Origin of the sequence: Pelotomaculum propionicicum, assembly GCF_004369225.1 — a bacterium.
GTDB classification, from domain to species: Bacteria; Bacillota; Desulfotomaculia; order Desulfotomaculales; family Pelotomaculaceae; genus Pelotomaculum_B; species Pelotomaculum_B propionicicum.
Genome location: NZ_QFFZ01000004.1, coordinates 126,810 through 146,104 on the forward strand (window position 1 = coordinate 126,810; position 19,295 = coordinate 146,104).

A 19,295-nucleotide genomic window follows, 5' to 3' on the forward strand; every position below is an offset into this window, starting at 1 on the left:
GGGCAGCATGAAAGAATACAATGTAGTGGGCCATAGTGTAAGGAGGCTGGACGCGGTAGAAAAGGCTACCGGTACAGCCGGATTTACCAGCGATATGAAACTGCCGGGCATGTTATACGCGAAAGTGCTGCGCAGCCCGTACGCGCATGCCAGGATCCTGAGCATTGACACTTCTGAGGCGGAAAAACTGCCCGGGGTAAAGGCTGTGGCGACCCACAAAAACACACCAAGAGAGTTGTTTAACACATCGGCTACCATGACCTTTACAGTGCCTCCGATGGTACCGGTGCTGGACCAGTATATTTTCGACAATGTAGTGCGCTACGTGGGAGATGAAGTGGCGGCTGTAGCTGCTGTCACTGAAAAAATAGCCGAGGCGGCATTAAAACTGATCAAGGTCGAATACGAACTTCTTCCCGCGGTTTTTGACCCGCTTGAGGCTATGACTCCTGAAGCGCCTGTAATCCACGAGTCTCACAAAAAGAACATTCCCGGCGGTGAAGTTATCCAAATCCCTTACGGAGATGCGGAGAAGGGGTTTGCCGAATCAGACCTGATCATCGAAAAAACGTTCAAAGTTCCGGTGCAGAAACAAGCGCAGATGGAAACACAAGCCGCTGTGGCCCAGGTTGGGCTGGACGGAAAAATAACTGTCTGGAGCACCACCCAGACGCCGCACCCGACAAAAATGATTTTAGCCAAGATCTTCAGTGTTCCCGAGAGCAAGATCAGGGTGCTCAACCCGCCTTACATCGGCGGCGGTTTCGGCGTGCGGATCGGCCTCAGCGCCAAAGCGGAGCCTATCGCGGTGGCGCTGTCCATGCTGGCCAAAAAGCCGGTCAAAATAGTTTACACCAGGAAAGAAGATTTTATTGCATCCGATACCCGTCATGCCGGTTATGTGACCGTAAAGCTGGGAGCGAAAAAAGACGGCGCCTTCCATGCCATGTATCTGAAAGCAATCCTTAACGGGGGCGCGTACTGCAGCTTCAGCTGCGAGACTCCCGGCGTGCTTGGCTGCATGGGTATGGCTGTTTACCGCATCCCCAACCAGTTTTATTACGGTCACAGTGTCTATACCAACACTACTCCGAGCGGCGCCATGCGCGGTTTCGGCAACCCGCAGGCGATGTACCCAATTGAGTCGGTTGTTGACATGATGGCGGAACAACTGGGCATGGATCCCCTTGAACTGCGGCTGAAGAATATCATGCAGGTGGGCGATCCCTGGCCCCTTCCCTATAAATGCAGTTCGACCGGTCTGGCCGAGTGTATTGCCAAAGGCGCCAGGAGTATTGGCTGGGAAAAGCGCGGCAAGTTAAACAAGCCGGGCGCCAAAAAGTTGAGAGGTATCGGCATGGGAGTCGGTACGCACTGCAGCAACGCCTGGCCCTGGTGCGGAGATTACGACAACGCCTATATCACTGTCCAGCAGGACGGTTCCATCCACCTGGCGACCGGCGTGCCTGATATGGGTACTGGGACCAGCACCTCATTGCCGCAAATCGCCGCTGAAGTGATGGGTGTTGGCCTTGACAAGGTCAGTATTACATTTGCCGATTCAGCGTCGACCCCGTTTACTATCGGCAGCCACGCCAGCCGCACCCTGTACGCCGCCGGCACCGCGGTGGTTGAGGCCGCCAGGGATGCCAGAAAACAGGTCCTTGAATACGCGGGCGAGTTCTTGAAGGTTGCGCCGGAAAGGCTGGAACTGAAGGATTCGGTCATATATGTAACCGGGCAGGCTGTCGGTAACGACTGCTCAGGATCCGGAGTGTGCCAAACCGGAGAATCAGAAAGAAAAAGCATATCACTAAAAGAACTGGCTTATAACGCGCACCTGCGCAACAAGCAGTTTATCGGCGTCGGTCGGATAGTGCCTGATAACGCTCCCCCCTGGCATGCCCACTTTGCCGAGGTGGAGGTCGACACTGAATTGGGCCAGATAAGAGTGATAAAAGTTGCAGCTGTCCACGATGTCGGCAAAGCCGTCAATCCCATGATCGTTGAAGGACAGATTGAGGGCGGCGTCCTGATGGGAATTGGTTACGCGCTCAGTGAAGAAATAAAGTACGATGAAAAAGGAAAGCAGCTCCATGACAGCTTCCACAAGTATATGCTGGCTACAGCGGATGACACGCCGGAAATCGATGTGATGATAGTCGAGTCGAATGACCCCACCGGTCCTTTCGGAGCCAAGGGCGTTGGTGAAACAGGCCTTGTGCCTACAGCGGCGGCAATTGCCAACGCGGTTTACGATGCCACCGGCATCCGTTTTACTGAAATACCGCTGACTGAGGAAAGAGTTTTCCGGGCTCTGGCAGAAAACAGAAAGTAACCTCACCCAAAAGGTTTGGGCCTGCCGCTGACATGCGGCAGGCCTGTCCCGGTCAAGCAAACCTGTTTTCATCCTGCCCGCTGCTTGAGCAGCCGCATGGTGTCAAAAAGGCCGGTGTTGTTAAGCAAAGGGGGTCGAGAGCTTGAAACTACAGACGGTTAGAGTGGAGGACGCTGTCGGAAAAGTCTTGAGCCATGATATAACAAGAATTGTCAAGGGAGAATTTAAAGGCGCCTCTTTTAAGAAGGGTAGAGTTATAAATAAAAAAGATATTCCTGAACTGCTCAAACTGGGCAAGGAAAATATTTATGTCCTGGAACTGGAGCACGGTGAAGTCCATGAAGATGAAGCCGGGATCAGACTGGGAATTGCTGTGGCCGGCGAAAATACGCAATGGCGCGGGCCGAAGGAAAGCAGGGTGAATATTTATGCCTGCTGTGACGGGCTTTTAAAAATAAATGTGCCGTTCCTGGAAGCCGTCAACGGACTGCCGGATGTGATTTTATCCACCCTGTTTAACAACACTGTTGTAAAAAAAGGCGACCTGCTGGCCGGTACCAAGGTAATCCCCCTGCTGGTACCCGAGCAGACGCTGGCCGAGGCTGAAAGGATCTGCCGGGAGGCCGGCTGGCTGATCAAGGTAAAACCGTTTAAAGCACATAAAGTAGGCGTTGTAATCACAGGGAATGAAGTCTACAAAAAGCGGATCAGAGATGCTTTTGGACCGGTCATTACGGAAAAGGTGGAAGCGTTTGGCTCTGCGGTGATGAGGATTGAATACGTCCCCGATGACCGTGACGCGATCAAGGATAGTATATGTCAAATGGCTGCCGGCGGGGCCCAGATAATTTTTGTCACCGGCGGCATGTCTGTCGACCCTGATGACGTTACCCCAAAAGCCATCCGCTTGACGGGTGCGGTTGTGGAAAAATACGGCGCTCCGGCGCTGCCGGGAGCCATGTTTATGCTGGCTTACCTGGGTGAGGCGCCTGTTCTGGGCATCCCGGCCTGCGGCATGTTTTTTAAGACCACCATTGTAGATTTGCTGCTGCCCAGGCTTTTAGCCGGCGAGAGGGTTCATGGCAGGGATATAGTGGCCCTGGCGCACGGCGGTCTCTGCAGGTTGTGCGACCAGTGCAGGTTTCCCAACTGTACATTTGGCAGGGGCGCCGGCAGTTTGTGCTAAAAAGCCGCGGGGCGGCTAAGGAAGGGGGAAAGGCGCATGGGTATTTTTAATCTGCGCCGGGAAATTGTTGTTGTGACTGTAATCAGCCATACAAGTCTCCCCTCTAACCTGGTAGGCAGGAAGAAAGCTTTTACTCTGCGTGAAGAAGCCGGCGACCTGAGGCCGCCCTGGTTGGAAAACCAGGTGGCGTCGCACGCCAGGCAGGTTCTGGACGGGGGTATGTTCAAGGTTGTCAGCCTGCACAATCCTTTCAAGCCGGAGGAAAAGGCGACTGTCATGATCGAACCTTATCTGCCACCCTGCGACTTAATCATTTTAGGCGGCGGGCATATTGCCCTGCCGCTGGCCTCTGTCGGCCGGCTGCTGGGCTACCACGTCACAGTGGTTGACGACCGGCCTGAGTTTATTGCAGCGGAGCGGGTTCCCTCAGCCGACAGGGGTGTTTTTTGCAGTTTTGATCATATTGAAGAGCACATTGATTTTGGGCCGGGAAGCAGTGTGGTGATTGTAACCCGTGGCCACCTGCATGATTTGGACTGCCTGCGCAAGGTGCTTAAACACAATGTGGCCTATATCGGCATGATCGGCAGCAGGCGTAAAGTCAATATGGCTAAAGAAGAACTTTTAGCCCAGGGCTTTGACCGGCGGTTGATTGACTCAGTGCATATGCCTGTAGGCCTGGATATAGGCGCGCAGACACCGGAAGAAATTGCTGTAAGCATAGGGGCTGAATTGATCAAAGTCCGGCGGGGGGGAAGCGCGCTTTCCTTAAAAGAGGGCTGTACAACTGGAGAAAAGCGCTTAGATACAGGTGAAATGCCCAAGGCCGCTGATTTGGATATTTTGCAGAAAGCGGTGAAAGCGGCCTGCGACAATGTGCCGGCGGCTATGGCCACCATAGTAAGGACGAAGGGCTCAACACCGCGCAAAGCCGGGGCAAGGATGCTGGTCTATGGTGACGGCCGCATTTGTGGGACCATCGGCGGCGGGTCCGGGGAGTTTGAAATAAGAATGCAGGCTTTAAACGTGATCAATGATTTTGTCCCGGTCCTCCATGTAATTGCTATGGACGCGGAGAAAGCGGCCGGGGAGGGAATGATCTGCGGCGGGTCAATGGAGGTCTTTATTGAACCGGTGCGTGCTTTAGCAGGGATCTTTCACTGAGGTGAGACTCTTGAGCGGCGCAGGTCGGTTGGTAGTAATTAAGGGAGGGCGGCGGCGTGCTGGAAGCTGTGTGCGGTTATTATTACCAGGACAAAAAAGGAAGAAGCTGTCATGAAAATTATGGAAGCACTCAGCCTGTCAGATAGGGGAGGCGTTGTTTCATTTGCCGGCGGCGGGGGCAAAACGTCGCTGATGTTTCGGCTGAACAGTGAAATACCTGTTAGGTGCAGGGTTGTATTGACAACCACAACGAAAATACAAGTGCCCCCGACGAATAAATATCCAACCCTGCTCTTGTCAAAAAAAGGCCAGATCAATAAAGCTCTGGAGAGCCTGCTTCAGTCAGGGATAAGGCCTGTGTTGGGCCTGCAGCCTCTAAATGGCAATAAAATTAAAGGTTTTAGCGCGCAGTGGCTGGACAGAATTATTAATGGTACCAGCGGTTCAGGAAATTTTGTGCTGGTTGAAGCGGATGGGTCTAAGGGGCGATCCCTTAAAGGCTACCTTGATTACGAGCCGGTTATCCCCCGGTCCACAACACTGCTGGTAGTGGTCATAGGCGCCGATGTAATCGGCAGGACGCTCAATGACAGTTTCACGCACCGTCCGGCAGTGATTTCCAAAATGATTGGACTCAAGCCTGGAGAAATCGTAGATCCCGAGAATATAGCCAGGCTGATCATCCACCCGCGGGGGGTTTTGCGCTCCTGCCCGCCCGGCGCCAGGATTATCCCTTTTATCAACAAGGCGGATTGCCTGGCAAAGCGGGACGACGCGTACAGGCTGGCAAATTTTCTGCTCGGCGGGAGGATCAGGAGGGTTATTCTCGGTTCCGCCATCAGTAAAGACCCGGTTATCGACGTTATAGACTAACTGAGAGAGCCATGAAAATAGCATGTAAATTGCTTACCCTCAACATATTCACTACTTCCTAATTCCTTTGGCATGGATGATAATTCCAATAAAAAAATTATCCATGTCAAGGGGCATTTTTTTGAAACGATGACTAAAAAAGGTAGTTGTGTTATTGCAGCTATTTAACTATTTCATCTGAATTGTAGGACACATCCTCGTTCCAGAGCAGCCAGGTTTTAATGTTGTTATCTTCCGTGGCGTTTATCTGTGCCCTGATTTCATTTCTGCCATACGGGGGCTGCGACCACGAAAAAGCCTGCAGCCAGGGGCGCAGCCGGCAGCCGCTTGGTTCCACCAGCGTCTGGAATCCTTTCAAAGAGGCGTCTATTACTTCATAGGGGTGCGCGTTGGGGTTTTCAAAGCCGTAATTGCCCGGCCCGTAATGGGACGGGTAAGACATTGGCGACAGGTAGTCAACATAAGGCGCCATACGCTCGGGCCGCTGACCTATGCCCTGGTCGTCCTCCGCTATGGACATGTAACCGAATACAGTCGCTGAGAACAGCCTGTCCCGGGTTATGGCCGACCTGACCTCACTGAGGTAGCCAGCTATGACATCAACCCTGGTGCGGCTGTCATCTGCCGCTTTGCAGTTGTAAACGGCTGTCTGTGCCGCCCTGCCCTCCGGAAACCTGATATAGTCGAACTGGACCTCGTCAAACCCCAACTGGTAGGCTTCTACAGCCAGCTCTAAATTATAATCCTGCACCTCCTTACTGTAAGGGTCCACCCAGGTCCCTCCGGCCAGGGGGCTGCCGCCGGCTGTCCTAACCATCAAATCCGGCCTTTTTTGCGCTAATAAAGGGTCCCGGAAAACCACGATCCGGGCGATGGAATAGATCCCCCTGTCTTTAAGATCCTGAAGCCGCTCCCTGATGGGCAGCACCCCCAGTCCTGCGCCTGTCGCTCCGGCCAGCTTGACCTGCGTAGCGTAACCCACCTGCCCGGACTCATCCTTTACATCCAGCTGCATGGCGTTTAAACCGGCACTGTCAATTAAAGCCAGCATCTCCTGCCACCCACTGTCTGACGCGGCCCGGCCAAAGGATACATGCACTCCCCTGGCCTGGGCAGACTGCTCTTTTAAGCTTTCATAATCTTTTATTTTCTGCTGGAGCTGTTCCGTCGGGGCTTGCCCGGTTTCAAAGCTATCGCCGGACCCTAAGCCGTTCTTATTGACCTGGGAAGGGCCTTCAAAGGGCTGCCAGGTTAAAAACCCGGCTAAAAATACCGCCAGTATGGTTAGGCCGAGTGCTGTTTTACTAAACAAGGTTCAGGCCCCTTTCTCTTTCTGCCAGGTGAGACTTTTAGAGTCAAAGTTCGACGTGATTTGATCAACCTCCTTTGTCATCGGTTTTCTAAAATATGACTGTTTAAATAGTTGAAAGGCTTTAAAACGGAAATTTTTATGGTATATTTTAATTTGAATGGATCTGTAACTTAACTTGAATACCCTTAAGGAAGAGGCGGCATTTTGAAACTGAACCATCAGGTGGCGGCGGAGGAAGCCGGACGCACCGCCGAGAAGATCATACGTGACAGGATGGGCCTATCCCGCTCTATGATCCGCAAATTAAAGCGGTTGTCAGGAGTGCTGGTGAACGGCGAGTCTGTTTATTTAAACAAGAGGCTGCGGGAAGGAGACAGTCTGAGCGTAGACCTGCGGCTGCCCGTGTGCACAGATGCGCCGCCTCAGCCCATACCTCTCAATATTGTGTTTGAAGACGGCCATCTCCTGGTCATTGACAAGCCTGAAAACTTGCTGGTGCATCCTCTCAAGCACGAGCCGGAGAATACACTGGCCAACGCGGTTTTATATCACTACCTCCAGCATGACACTGAACCGGTGTTCCGCCCCGTAACGCGGCTGGACCGGAACACTACAGGCCTGGTGGTTGTGGCCAAAAACGCCCATGCCGGGTTCCGCCTGGCGCGGCAGCTGGCCGCCGGCGATTTGTGGCGGGAATATTATGCGGTTGTGCACGGCCTTTTAAAGCCGGAAAATGGTTCGATTGACCTGCCCATAGGCCGCGTCGGGGGCAGTAATGTAAAACACACAGTCTGTCCGGGCGGCAGGCCGGCTTTAACATATTATCAGGTAGACAAGTATTTAGCAGGCGCCACACTTGTCAAGCTGCGCCTGGCGACCGGACGCACCCACCAGATCAGGGTGCACCTGAGTCATATCGGCCACCCGCTGGCCGGTGACACCCTCTACGGCGGGCGCCTTGAAGGTATTGCAAGACAGGCCCTGCACTGCGCCCGGATAGGTTTCCGGCATCCCATCACCGGTGAAGTGTTGGATTTTGCAGCGCCCCTGCCGGAAGATATGCGTAGGCTGCTGAAAATTTGATTATAAAGGCGGGTTCATCTTGAAGGCTTTAGTTGTTCAGACAGTTGATATTGTACGGCCTGGCCTGATCAAGGACGTGCTTGAGGAGGCCGGCTGGCTGCTTGACATACGTTTAATGGAGCGGCCGGGGTCCTTTTTGCCGGACGATTTAACCGGTTTCGGCGCCCTGATCGTACTGGGCGGCCCGATGAACGTTTATGAAGAAGACGCCTATCCATACTTAAGGCAGGTAGACCTGCTTATTAAACAGGCGGTCAAACAGGGCATGCCCGTCCTGGGCACCTGCCTGGGCGGGCAGTTGATTGCCAAGGCCCTCGGCGCGCCGGTCACCCTCAATCCGGTACAGGAAATCGGCTGGTACCTGATGCGGCTCACAGCCGAAGGAAGCAAATCGCCCTTCTTTAAAGATCTGCCCGGGGAGTTTCCGGTCTTCCACTGGCACAGCGACACCTTCGCCCTGCCCGGCGGCGCTTCGCACCTGGCAGAAACCGGCGCCTGCGCCAACCAGGCTTTCTCTTACGGCCCCAACGTGCTTGCCGTGCAGTTTCACCTGGAAATCACACCTTCCATTATTTATGACTGGAACAGGGAATGGGCCGGCGATATAGAGGAATTCCACGGTCCGGGGTCCGTGGCAAAGCTGGAGGCTGAGACTGCTTTGATTTGGCCCGGCTGCAGGCAGGCAGCTGTGCAAATTATTAAGAACTGGGCTGTTCAGGCGTTAGCCCGCTAGCTGGAATCATAAGTTAGAGCGGGGGGAGAGGGTGAGACAAGGGGACGGTTCTCCTGTCTCACCTCAAGTGAGACAGGAGAACCGTCCCCTTGTCTCACGGCTTGTCAGTTTCCGTCGTGGGTAGCCCTTCCATCTCCGCTGACCGGTATTGCATCACCCAGGAAGACAGGCTTCGCGTGTGTGTTCACCTGCCAAAAAGCCTTTAGCCGGGCAGGGATTTCCCGCAGTGAATAATACTCCGCCCCGTAATAGGTATGCCTGTCCGCTGCCACTCCTACAGCCGCAAGCCCAAGGGAGCGCGCGGTGTAAACCGCCCGCGGCAGGTGATAGGCCTGGGTTACGATCACCGCATTTTCCACCTGGAAGATCTCTTTAGCCCTGTACATGCTGTCGTAAGTGGAAAAGCCGGCGTGGTCCATAAATATGTCAGCAGAGGGTACTCCCAGCTCTTCAGCATATTTACGCATATTATTTACCTCGTCATAATCCTTTTGACCGTGATCTCCGCTCATAATAATCTTTTTTACTTTGTTGTTTTTGTAGAGATCTACAGCTGTTTCAACCCGGTCAGCCAGCATCTCGCACAACTGGCCGTTGGAGAAAACAAAGGCGCCCGGGACTATGGCAGCCTGCGCAGCGGGGACTTCCCGCGGTCCGGCAATATATTTGCCGCCTTTAATTTTTACGAATCTTTCCGCCGCCAGTGCCCCCATGATCAAGGCCAGCAAAAGCAGCAAAAAAATAGTTTTTTTATTAGTAAACACAGGTCGCAACCGCCTTTATAGTTATATAAAAGAAAAGTAGTCTCTAATCTAAACGCAGCTGAATTTAATTTTGTGACACTTTTTTCAAGGGCGAAAGTTTTGTCAAAGAGAGTAGTTACACGATAGGCCTAAACGGAATACTAACCGGGGTTTCTTTGCGTTTATCCGCCCTGGCTAACCTCGCCAGCACCTCGGACAGACGCTTGGCCGCTTCAGACAAAAGATGTTCAGGGTGGGTTGTGAAACATAGTCGTATTTCCCTTTCACCGTCCGGTGTGCTGTAAAAAGCCTCGCCGGGAACAAAAGAAAGGCCGGTTTTGGCAGCCTCATGCAGCAGCCTGCCGGATAAAACCGGAACCTGGATTTTGCACCATAGATAAAAACCACCCTCAGGCAGGCTGAAAGTAAGATCCTGGTGGCAAAAGTGCCGCAGTGCTTCCACCAGGGCATCACGGCGCTTTTTATATTCAGCGCGCACAAAAGCCAGGTGTGCGGGCAGGCTCCCCTGGTCAAGCAGGCGGCAAATCAGGATCTGGGCGAGGTTGTTGCTGTGTAAATCAATGTACTGCTTTTCCAGGGCCAGCCTGTTGATCAAGGCCGGGTGGGCAGCCGCATAGCCGATCCTCAGGCCGGGACAAAGAATTTTGGAGAAGGTGCTTAAATACACAACACCGCCATAAGTGTCAAGTGCCTTAAGAGAGGGGGGCGGCTCTTCCCCGTAGTACAAGTCACTGTACGGGTCGTCCTCCAGTATCGCCAGCCTGTGCCGGGCGGCTAACTGCAGCAGTTCCCGGCGCTGGTTTTCGGGCAATACCCTGCCGGTGGGGTTATGGTAGGTGGGAATCATATATAAAAGTTTGGGGCGGTAACGGATCAGGTAATCCTCCAGCAAAGCAAAGGGAAAAGCTCCGGCAACAGGCAGGGTCAGGACCCGGGCGCCTGAGGCCTGGAAAACCTGGTGGGCGCCGATAAATGTGGGAGACTCCACCACAACATAGTCACCCGGTTCCAGTAAAACTTTGCTGATCAGGTATAACCCCTGTTGGGACCCGGCAGTGATCATGATATTTTCCATTGAAAGGTGTATTCCTTTGGCGTCCAGCAGTCCGGCTACTGACAGGCGGAGCGGGCCGTAGCCCTCAGTAGGAATATGCCCTAAATCAGCCTTGTTTGTACCGCCCTTGTCTTGATTAAACAGTTTCTGAAAGAGTTTGACAGGATAAAACGCCGGGTCCGGCATGCCTGCCGCCAGGGAGATATTACCTGAGTCAAGATTGGTGTCTACCAGTTCTCTCAATATCGAGGATAGGGGAGATTGGGGAGACGGGGTAAAAAGCTGGTGCCAGGGAACCCCGGACAGAGCGTTCTCCCTGGTTATAGACAACTCTGCCACATAAGTGCCGCTGCCCACTTTTGTTTCAACCAGGCCCTGCTGCTCCAGGCACCGGTAGGCGTTAATGGACGTTGTACGGCTTACTCCAAAGAGTGCTGCCAGTTTCCGTTCGGGAGGCAGTTTGGCGCCGGCGGGCAGAGTGTGACTGGTTATTTTACTGCTGAGCAGGTCAGCTATTTGCAAATAAAGAGGCTGCGCTGAATGTGGGTCCAATTTGAAATCGGGCTGTAATTTGGATATGTTCATAGCCAGGGGAAACTCCTTTTTTGTATCCAATTTAATCTGATATATGGTTAATTGGATATTTACGGTGTTTTTCCTGCCGGTTAATATATAAAAAAATGAATGTGGGGTGCAGGCGTGTCAATAGCTAAAACCCATGCTAAACCTGAACCTTATCTGCTGGCGGGTGAATTCTGGCACGGTGTCCGTGACAGCCTGCCGGTGGCCCTTAGTGTAGTACCATTTGGACTGACCTGTGGGGTCATGGGCCTGACAGTGGGGCTGACCTTTCTTGAAACTGTGAGCATGTCAGTGCTCGTGTTTGCCGGAGCCGCGCAGTTTATCAGCATGACCATGCTGGGCGCCGGAATAACAGCATTCAGCTTGATCGTCCTGACCACTTTGCTTATAAATTTGCGGCATCTATTGATGGGAGCATCCCTGGCGCCTTATATGGCCAGGCTGCCCATGCCCCTGCAGGCTGTTTTAGCCTTCGGGCTGGTTGACGAAACATATGCGCTGATCATGAACCGGATCCTGGTCAAGGAGTACAGCCCCGGTTACCAGATGGGATGCAATGTGAACTTTTATTTGGTCTGGGTAGCTTCCACCGCGGCGGGCGTGTTTTTGGGAGGTTATATACCTGACCCGCTGGCCTGGGGACTGGATTTTGCCCTGCCGGCTTTGCTTATGGCTTTGTTGATACCACGGCTGGCGGACCGGCCCAGCTATTTTGCCTGTATCGTGTCGGCGCTGGTTGCCGTGTTGGGCGCGCTGTACCTGCCGGGCAAGTGGTATATTATCATCGCCTGCCTGGCTGCCAGCGCGGTAGGCGGGTTCATGGAAGGAGAGAGCAGCAGTGCGCGGTGAGATATTCTTAATCATTGCCGGTATGGCCATAGCCACTTATTTTACCCGGTTTGCCTGCCTGGTGCTGTTCCGCGCGGGCGGTGTGCCCGGCTGGCTGGAAAGGTGGCTGAAGCATGTGCCGACCGCCATTTTGACCTCCCTGATCGTTCCGGCCCTGCTGCTGCCCAGGGGCACCCTGGATTTGTCTTTGAGCAACAACTATTTACTGGCAGGCTGTGTCGCCGCCGTAACTGCTTATAAAACCCGCAATGTCATAGCCACCATGGTCCTGGGTTTAATCGTGATGCTGGCACTCTGCTGGATAAGCCGCTAGACTGAGTCAGAGACATGTCTCTGACTTAGTTGATTTTTATGGGTATATGGATGTAATAAACACTTGTTTCCCACCTTTGATCTGCATTATTACTGCCGGTTTAACGGGGTTCCCGTCCTCCCAGCGCGAAATTTTGCCGGTTACCGCAGGGTAATCTTTTGTATTTTACAGAGCTTGCATGATATATTTTAAAAATATGAAGGTTAAGAGATTAACTAACCCACAGACAAGCTTCTCACCCCGGAACTGGAACCCCCTTTTTCTATAAGCAAAAGGACATTACGTTGACTCATTTATTTATTTGTATTATGTTAGACTAGAAATAGTTGTCCGCATAATGAGGGGGGCTCCGCATGAAATTTTTCGGTTTATACGTCTTATTATCCATATTGACCCGGAACCCGCTGCTGGCACTGGTCATACTTTTGCTGGTATTTTTGTTTGCCGAGCACCGCTTTATCGGCATCCTGCCGGATGTTTTCCAGCCCTGGCGGCGGGCCGGCCGGGTCGCGCAGCTGAAAAGGGAGATCTCTGTAAACCCGGCCAACGCCGAGGCCTACCTGGAATTGGGAGAGGTTTATTTCCGCCAGGGAAAATACAGTCAGGCTGCGTCTTTTCTGGAGAATGCGGCGGCCAAGATGGGCGGGCACCCCCTTTTCCACCTCTACCTGGGCGCCTCATACTACTACCTGGGCAGGGTTGAAGAAGGAAAAAGCGAGATTGAAAAAGCGATAGCCGCCAACCCTAAGGTCAGCCAGGGAGAGCCCTACCTGTACCTGGCAGCCATCAGCCTGGACCAAAAGCAGCCGGCTGAAACAGTAGAGTACATTTTTCAGCAGCTGATGTTGTACGGCTCGCCCAGGGTGTTTTACCAGGCTGGAAAAGTGTTTTTACAGGCTGGCGATCAGCAGAGGGCGAGGCAGCTTTTCAGGGAAACCATAGACAACTATGAAGCCTGCCGGGGCGCGCTGCGGCGGGTTTACAGGAAATGGGCCTTTCTGTCCAGAATCAGCCTTCTGTCCATAAAATAATGCTGCTCTTCTTTTGAATGGACAGGTTTTGTATATAAATAACCGGGTTATTCCGGTAACAGATAGGCAGGTAATGCTAATGTCAAACAACCCTGTTAATGTGGCTTTTTTGCCTGCGGGCAAAAAAATAAACATTCCTTGGGGGACCACTCTCATCAAAGCGGCTAATGAAGCCGGCGTTGAGGTGGATGCCGTGTGCGGAGGTAAAGGTACATGCGGCAAGTGCCGGGCTAAAGTAATTGAAGGCGCGATAAGCGAGGCAACCAGATCCGAAGCGGATCGCCTTTCCTTAGAGGAGTTGAAGAACGGCTATGTTTTACTTTGTCAGAGAAGGATACTTGGTGATGTTGTACTAGAAACGCTGCCTTCCCTTGCCCGGCAGGAAAGTAATGGGTCAACCAAAGGAAAAATAATTGATGCGGCTTTAGAAGTGGCGCCTTTAATATCAAAAACTTACCACGAACTTAGCAGGCCGACCATTAAAGATCAGGTGGCCGACCTGGAAAGGATACTGAACAGGCTGCCACGGGAGACCAGGGCAGGTGTCAGACTGCTCAGCCAAGTTCCGGATGTGTTAAGGGAAGCCGGATATTGTGTGACATCAGTCGTTCAGGAAGGTGAACTGATAGCCCTGGAGAAGGGCAATACGGTTTCAGAGATGTATGGCATAGCCGTTGATGTGGGCACAACCAGTGTGGCCGGCTATCTGGTTGACCTGGCGCGGGGCAAGGTAACCGCTTCCGTCTCGGCCGCCAACCGCCAGAGAGCACACGGAGCCGACGTGGTGTCACGCATCACATATATCATGGAAGACGACAAAGGGCTTGCCGAACTGCAAAAACTTATAGCCCAAACAATAGATGAAATCGTTGGCAAATTACTGCAGCAATCCGGTGTGCCGGCGGAGCATATATATGTTTTAACATTGATCGGAAATACCGTAATGAGCCACCTGCTGCTCGGCGTTACTCCCGTGGGTGTTGCCTCGGCTCCTTTTGTGCCGGCTTTCTCCGGCAGCGTCAGGGGTGCGGTGGCGGACCTTGGAATAAAAAGTTTACCCGCATACACTCGTTTTGTGCTGCTGCCGAACGTGGCCGGTTATGTTGGTTCAGATACTATCGGCGTGATCCTGGCCACCAAAATATATAATTTGCCGGGCACATGGCTGGCTATTGACATCGGCACCAATGGTGAGGTTGTGCTTGCTTCAGGCAACAGGCTGCTTACCTGCTCGACCGCCGCCGGGCCGGCCTTCGAGGGGGCCTGCATCAGCCAGGGCATGAGGGCTGAACCAGGCGCCATCAGCCAGGTCCGGATGGAAAATGACGTGGAGATAACTGTAATAGGTGATGCAGAACCTGTGGGCATTTGCGGTTCCGGGCTGATCGACGCTGTTTCAGAGATGATCAGATTGGGGATTGTAAAGAGCAGCGGGCGCATAAAAAGCCCTGAGGACCTGCCGCCCGGCTTTCCCGCGGCATTGATAAGAAGGATCAAACAGAACGGGAATGGCAATAAATTTATTCTGGCAGAAGGGGAGCGGGAGGTTTCAATCACCCAAAGTGATATAAATGAACTGCAACTGGGCAAAGGCGCTGTTAGGGCCGGCATAGAAATTTTACTGACTGAACTTGATTTAAAGCCTTCTGACCTGGACGGGATTTTACTCGCAGGCGCTTTTGGCAGCAACCTGCGCCCCGCGAGTCTGAAAGGAATCGGCATGCTTCCCGACGTTCCATTAAGCAGTATTAAGCCTGTTGGAAATGCGGCGGGGACAGGAGCCATACTGGCCCTATTATCTAAAAGGCAAATGGAGGTCGCTTTGTCACTGCCCAGGCGTATTGAACATGTTGAATTATCACTGCATCATGGATTCCAGCGCGCTTTTGCCAGAGGGCTGAGCTTTGAGGTGAAAAAATAGTGTTAAGCCATGAACAGAAAAACACCCTTGGCAGCCGGGACAGGGTCGCACTGGCTATCCAGCGCCAGGAAACAGACAGGATCCCCAAAGGCGAAATCTGTATAGACGAAGCGGTGGTAAAAGCCAGTTTGTCGTGTGATAAAGTGGGCTTTGATGAGAATCTTGAGTTCACAAACAAACTGGGGCTGGATATTATCTGCCTGAATCCTTTGTATCCTGAGTTTAACGGGGATTTGCCGGATTCCCGGGAGGTCTTTTGGGCTGACCTTAACAAATGGTCTGATACCAACCTTTTCAGGTTTGTCATGCTGGATGGCGTCCTGGGTTGGGGTATTAAGGTTTTTGGTTTTAACCAGTTTTTAATTCTCTCCAACAAATCTCCTCTTTCTTTTCATAGTTTCATTGAAAAAGTAGAGAGTCTAAATGTTGAAATGGTCAGAAGGCTTATAGACGCGGGCGTGGACGGCCTCATTATCGCGGATGACCTGGCCTACCAAAGAGGGTTGTTGATCAACCCCCGGGTTATGAGGAGGTACATCTTTCCTTCTTTAGAATCACAAGTGGCTGAGATGGCTCGCGGTGGAGTCCCGGTTTTTATTCACTCGGACGGCAATATCAACGAGATCATCCCCGATATTATCGAGATTGGTTTCAACGGGCTGCACTGCATCGACCGGAACTCATCCATGGACATTTTTGACCTGCAGCAGAAATACGGCTCAAAGCTTTGTTTTTGGGGAAGCCTGCATGCGGAAGATTTGATTAAAGCGCGTGAGCCGGACTGTTTACAAACCCTGCTTGATACAATATTCACTATAGCCTCAAAAAAAGGTTTTATCCTGGGGACAAACTGCGGCCTGTTTAATGGAATCAGTTGGGACGGATTGATGCTTGTTTATGAAAAAATAAAAGAATTGGGAAAATAAATGAAAAATTAATTGACTGCCGGCAACCAATATAGTAGGATTTATTTGTATAGATGTCTAAACAGGATTTGAGGTAACATGAAAAGTATAACCCCCCATGAAGAAATAATAGATAAATATTCGATCATCCCAATTTATTATCAGCTGTTCAAAATTCTCGAGAAAAACATTCTGGACGGGAAGCTTAAGCCGGGTGAGGCGTTGCCGCCCGAGCACGAGATTGCTGAAAAGTATGGCATTAGCCGTATGACGGTAAGAAGGGCTATCTCAGAACTTATTTCGGCCGGCATGGTTTATTCCCAAAAAGGAAAAGGGAATTTTGTCGCCAGACCCAAGTTGGATGATTTCGCATTTGAGTTAGTCAACTTTTACGAGGAAATACAAAAAAGAGGAATGAAGCCCGGCTCAAAGCTGCTTGGCGTTAAAATTGTCAGGGCTGATGAATTACTAGCCGGGAAATTGGAAATAGACCTGAACGCAACCTGCCTTCATATCCGGATGGTTTTATCAGCGGATGATGAACCTTTAGTTTATGAGAATAAGTACGTCGTCTACACTAAGCAAAAGCCAATTCTGGAAAACGAGTTAAAAGACCCCTCATTATCAAATCTGGCCACTATCCACGGTGATCACTTTCCAATCATCAGCAAGAGGGTTTTACAAGCATCTATAGCCACGGAAGAAGAAGCTTTAATACTGGGAACCGGCCTTAACATGCCCGTTTTTGTAGTTGAACAAACAGTTTATGATACTGAGAAAAAGCCGATTGGCTGGGGGAAATCAATCTACAGGGGTGACAGGTACAAGCTTACCAGTTATATTGGCTGGTCAGTGGATGATATTAGTTAGATAGGTGGTTTCGAAATGATTAATGGTTTAATTAAAGCCATCGCTAATTTGGAAGAAGAAACGACCCTCAGGCTGGTTAAAGAAAAGATAGCATCGGGTGAGACCCCTTTGGAGATTGTGGAGCAATGCAGGAAAGGGGTTGAAATTGTTGGCAAAAGATACAATGAAGAAATCTACTATTTATCAGACCTCATTATGTCGGAAGAAATTTTCAGAAGGGTAATGGAAATCCTGGAGCCCCACTTCCCAAAGAACACCAATCAAAATAAGTATAAATTAATAATGGGCACCATTGAAGGTGATATCCATGACCTGGGAAAGAACATAGTAATAAATTTATTGCGCTCTGTTGGTTTTGAGGTCCGTGATCTTGGCGTGGACGTTCAGCCCGAGGATTTTGTCAAGTGTGTTAAAGAAACCGGCGCTTCAATTATAGGAATATCCGTCCTGCTTACCTTTTCCATAAATTCAGTAAAAAAGGTGATGAGACTTTTAGAGGAAGCCGGCCTGCGTGACAACATGACTGTTGTTATAGGTGGATACCCGGTCAACGAGAGGATCAGGGAGTACACGGGAGCCGACTATTACGAGACGGATGCTGTTAAGGCGGTGGAGTTATTTAAAAGGATTATTATGGAAAAAGAGTAGATTAAATTAAAATTTTCAAATATGATGTATAGACAACTAGACCACTATCCTGCCAGGGAAAGATTTTTATTTTAGATATAACAAGGGGGGATTAAAAACATTATTGTTGTGTGCAACTGAGGAAAATTCAAAATTAAAGGGGGAAAAACTATTTTATTATTTGTGGCGCCAGTTGTTTAGTGTGGCCGTATTGAGAGACTGTTATTTCAATTCCTTACCGGATGTAGATTGGTGTGTATAAAAAAATTCGGGGGTGTATAGGTATGTCCGAAAAGATGCAACAGCTTTATAATGAAAGGCTCAGGCGTTATCAAGCCGCCATAGCCCTGGAGATGCCAGACAGGATACCTATCTCTGCCGGCTCAAATTATTTTGCCGAGGTTTATGCCGGCCATTCCAACCAGGAATTTATTTACGACGTTAACAAGTGGACCGAGGCCGACGTGAAATTTGTTAATGATTTTCCCGAGGTTGACGCTTTCAGGTCAGGCAGGTTCTGGGGCCCTCTCCACGACGCGGTCGGTTTTAACATGTACAAACTTCCCGGCCGGGATTTGTCTCCCCGTACGCAGTTTCAGTTTGTGGAAGGGGAAAGAATGAAGGCAGACGAGTATGACCTGCTGATTAATGACCCGGTAACATTTCTTTTTGAAAGGTTTCTGCCGCGGACTTTGAATGATTTTAAAGAGCCGGGTTCTATCCGCGCCAATATGGCTCTGATTAAAGGGAGCATAGCTTCGGGTATGATGGGTGGTTTCATGCGAAACCGTTCCATATACCTGCAAAATGAGCTGGGCATGCCAAATTCCATGGGAGGCGTTTTTTTAGCGCCGTTTGATTACCTGGCGGACGGGCTGAGAGGCCTGAGGGGAGTAATGCTGGATGTGCGCCGGCAGCCTGACAAGATTCTGGAAGCCTGCGACGCGCTGATTCCCGATATCGTCAACGCCGGTTTAGCCATCGCGGACCCCCTCAGGCGCAGCCCGATTTTCCTGCCTCTGCACAGGGGAGCTTTCCCATTCCTTTCGCCAAAACAATTTGATGAATTATACTGGCCGTCACTGAAGAAGACCATGCTTATGTTCATAGAAGCCGGGTACACCATCAGGGCTTACCTGGAGGGTGATTGGGGCCCGAACTGGCACCACTTCCGTGAACTGCCGAAGGGCAAGGTATTGTGTGATATTGACGTTCAGGGAGATATCTTCATGGCCAAAGAAGAACTTGGCGGTTACCAGTGTATAGCCGGAGGAATGCCGGACTCAATGCTGATCCTGGGCACTCCGGCGGAAGTGAAAGAAAGAGTAAAGCTTTTATGTGAAACAGTGGGTAAGGATGGAGGATTCATCATTAACGGTGGGTGCGGCATTCCTTACGATGCAAGGCCTGAAAATTTCAGGGCCATGATTGACGCTGTTCTTGAATACGGCAGGTACAGCGACACATTTGATTTTGAAATTCAGATGAACCCCAACCCGCCGGCCGGCTGGCAGCCTCCCAAGCGCAGGGTGGCCACCCCCTGGGAGGTTAAACTGCAGGAGCTTGGCGGGGTAAAAGGAGACGAAGAGCTGATCAGGAAGAACTGGGAGATGCTGGAGCACATGGCTTTTAACTGGCTGTTTTCATGGATGTGGTAATACCTGTCAGGGATTAAAATTTACAGAGTGGA

General features: G+C 51.3%; 17 protein-coding genes. 14 read left to right on the forward strand and 3 right to left on the reverse strand.

All coding sequences use genetic code 11. From position 1 onward, the window contains the following. Positions 1-7: 7 nt before the first annotated feature. The 4 genes from Pmgp_RS03225 (at position 8) to yqeC (ending at position 5,561) form a co-directional block, all read left to right on the forward strand. On the forward strand, positions 8-2,338 hold the full coding sequence (locus Pmgp_RS03225; protein ID WP_134212531.1) for a xanthine dehydrogenase family protein molybdopterin-binding subunit: 2,331 nt from the start codon (positions 8-10) through the stop codon (positions 2,336-2,338). Positions 2,339-2,480: 142 nt separating this feature from the next. Beyond that, positions 2,481-3,524 carry a molybdopterin-binding protein gene (locus Pmgp_RS03230; protein WP_134212532.1) on the forward strand — a complete coding sequence of 348 codons (1,044 nt, stop codon included), beginning with the start codon at positions 2,481-2,483 and terminating at the stop codon, positions 3,522-3,524. Between the two features lie 36 nt (positions 3,525-3,560). Further along, on the forward strand, positions 3,561-4,688 hold the full coding sequence (locus tag Pmgp_RS03235; RefSeq protein WP_134212533.1) for an XdhC family protein: 1,128 nt from the start codon (positions 3,561-3,563) through the stop codon (positions 4,686-4,688). Between the two features lie 111 nt (positions 4,689-4,799). Further along, positions 4,800-5,561, forward strand: coding sequence for a selenium cofactor biosynthesis protein YqeC (gene yqeC / locus Pmgp_RS03240; RefSeq protein ID WP_134212534.1), 762 nt, complete (start codon positions 4,800-4,802; stop codon positions 5,559-5,561). Positions 5,562-5,721: 160 nt separating this feature from the next. On the opposite strand, the gene Pmgp_RS03245 is transcribed toward yqeC, so the two are convergent. After that, positions 5,722-6,873, reverse strand: coding sequence for a putative glycoside hydrolase (locus tag Pmgp_RS03245; protein ID WP_134212535.1), 1,152 nt, complete (start codon positions 6,871-6,873; stop codon positions 5,722-5,724). A 204-nt stretch (positions 6,874-7,077) separates the two neighbouring features. Here Pmgp_RS03245 and Pmgp_RS03250 point away from each other — a divergent pair, with 204 nt between their 5' ends. Together Pmgp_RS03250 and Pmgp_RS03255 are read left to right on the forward strand one after the other, a co-directional pair. After that, positions 7,078-7,956: an RluA family pseudouridine synthase gene (locus Pmgp_RS03250; protein ID WP_134212536.1), complete on the forward strand. Its 879-nt coding sequence runs from the start codon at positions 7,078-7,080 to the stop codon at positions 7,954-7,956. A 19-nt stretch (positions 7,957-7,975) separates the two neighbouring features. Then, a complete protein-coding gene (locus Pmgp_RS03255; RefSeq protein ID WP_134212537.1) occupies positions 7,976-8,689 on the forward strand; it encodes a type 1 glutamine amidotransferase in 714 nt (237 codons plus the stop codon). Between the two features lie 104 nt (positions 8,690-8,793). Here Pmgp_RS03255 and Pmgp_RS03260 read toward each other — a convergent pair whose 3' ends face one another. Together Pmgp_RS03260 and Pmgp_RS03265 are read right to left on the reverse strand one after the other, a co-directional pair. Further along, entirely contained in the window at positions 8,794-9,402 is a 609-nt protein-coding gene (locus Pmgp_RS03260) for a SanA/YdcF family protein (protein WP_134212560.1), read from the reverse strand. 166 nt (positions 9,403-9,568) lie between these two features. Further along, a complete protein-coding gene (locus Pmgp_RS03265) occupies positions 9,569-11,092 on the reverse strand; it encodes an aminotransferase-like domain-containing protein (RefSeq protein ID WP_134212538.1) in 1,524 nt (507 codons plus the stop codon). A 114-nt stretch (positions 11,093-11,206) separates the two neighbouring features. Here Pmgp_RS03265 and Pmgp_RS03270 point away from each other — a divergent pair, with 114 nt between their 5' ends. From Pmgp_RS03270 to Pmgp_RS03305, 8 genes are all read left to right on the forward strand, one after another. Then, positions 11,207-11,938 (forward strand): AzlC family ABC transporter permease, encoded by a 732-nt coding sequence (locus Pmgp_RS03270; protein ID WP_243119711.1) that lies wholly within the window; start codon positions 11,207-11,209, stop codon positions 11,936-11,938. Beyond that, the gene (locus tag Pmgp_RS03275) at positions 11,928-12,251 is read left to right on the forward strand and encodes an AzlD domain-containing protein (RefSeq protein ID WP_134212539.1); all 324 of its coding nucleotides are present in this window, start codon (positions 11,928-11,930) and stop codon (positions 12,249-12,251) included. Before Pmgp_RS03270 ends, Pmgp_RS03275 begins: the two co-directional genes overlap by 11 nt. Positions 12,252-12,604: 353 nt before the next feature. Beyond that, the gene (locus tag Pmgp_RS03280; RefSeq protein ID WP_134212540.1) at positions 12,605-13,282 is read left to right on the forward strand and encodes a tetratricopeptide repeat protein; all 678 of its coding nucleotides are present in this window, start codon (positions 12,605-12,607) and stop codon (positions 13,280-13,282) included. A 79-nt stretch (positions 13,283-13,361) separates the two neighbouring features. Then, positions 13,362-15,203, forward strand: a complete 1,842-nt coding sequence (locus Pmgp_RS03285) for an ASKHA domain-containing protein (RefSeq protein ID WP_192902757.1) — start codon at positions 13,362-13,364, stop codon at positions 15,201-15,203. Continuing rightward, complete coding sequence (locus tag Pmgp_RS03290; RefSeq protein ID WP_134212542.1) at positions 15,203-16,129, forward strand: uroporphyrinogen decarboxylase family protein; 927 nt, start codon at positions 15,203-15,205, stop codon at positions 16,127-16,129. Before Pmgp_RS03285 ends, Pmgp_RS03290 begins: the two co-directional genes overlap by 1 nt. A gap of 78 nt (positions 16,130-16,207) precedes the next feature. Further along, positions 16,208-16,978 carry a GntR family transcriptional regulator gene (locus Pmgp_RS03295; protein ID WP_134212543.1) on the forward strand — a complete coding sequence of 257 codons (771 nt, stop codon included), beginning with the start codon at positions 16,208-16,210 and terminating at the stop codon, positions 16,976-16,978. A gap of 15 nt (positions 16,979-16,993) precedes the next feature. Beyond that, positions 16,994-17,626, forward strand: a complete 633-nt coding sequence (locus tag Pmgp_RS03300; protein ID WP_134212544.1) for a cobalamin B12-binding domain-containing protein — start codon at positions 16,994-16,996, stop codon at positions 17,624-17,626. Positions 17,627-17,889: 263 nt separating this feature from the next. Then, positions 17,890-19,263: a uroporphyrinogen decarboxylase family protein gene (locus Pmgp_RS03305; RefSeq protein ID WP_134212545.1), complete on the forward strand. Its 1,374-nt coding sequence runs from the start codon at positions 17,890-17,892 to the stop codon at positions 19,261-19,263. Positions 19,264-19,295: the final 32 nt, after the last annotated feature.

Excerpts from the sequence above, each read along its gene's own strand:
- yqeC (WP_134212534.1), top strand. The coding sequence starts at position 4,800 with ATGAAAATTATGGAAGCACTCAGCCTGTCAGATAGGGGAGGCGTTGTT.
- Pmgp_RS03280 (WP_134212540.1), top strand. The coding sequence starts at position 12,605 with ATGAAATTTTTCGGTTTATACGTCTTATTATCCATATTGACCCGGAAC.
- Pmgp_RS03225 (WP_134212531.1), top strand. The coding sequence starts at position 8 with ATGAAAGAATACAATGTAGTGGGCCATAGTGTAAGGAGGCTGGACGCG.
- Pmgp_RS03285 (WP_192902757.1), top strand. The coding sequence starts at position 13,362 with ATGTCAAACAACCCTGTTAATGTGGCTTTTTTGCCTGCGGGCAAAAAA.
- Pmgp_RS03300 (WP_134212544.1), top strand. The coding sequence starts at position 16,994 with ATGATTAATGGTTTAATTAAAGCCATCGCTAATTTGGAAGAAGAAACG.
- Pmgp_RS03265 (WP_134212538.1), bottom strand. The coding sequence starts at position 11,092 with ATGAACATATCCAAATTACAGCCCGATTTCAAATTGGACCCACATTCA.
- Pmgp_RS03235 (WP_134212533.1), top strand. The coding sequence starts at position 3,561 with ATGGGTATTTTTAATCTGCGCCGGGAAATTGTTGTTGTGACTGTAATC.
- Pmgp_RS03260 (WP_134212560.1), bottom strand. The coding sequence starts at position 9,402 with ATGGGGGCACTGGCGGCGGAAAGATTCGTAAAAATTAAAGGCGGCAAA.
- Pmgp_RS03305 (WP_134212545.1), top strand. The coding sequence starts at position 17,890 with ATGTCCGAAAAGATGCAACAGCTTTATAATGAAAGGCTCAGGCGTTAT.
- Pmgp_RS03295 (WP_134212543.1), top strand. The coding sequence starts at position 16,208 with ATGAAAAGTATAACCCCCCATGAAGAAATAATAGATAAATATTCGATC.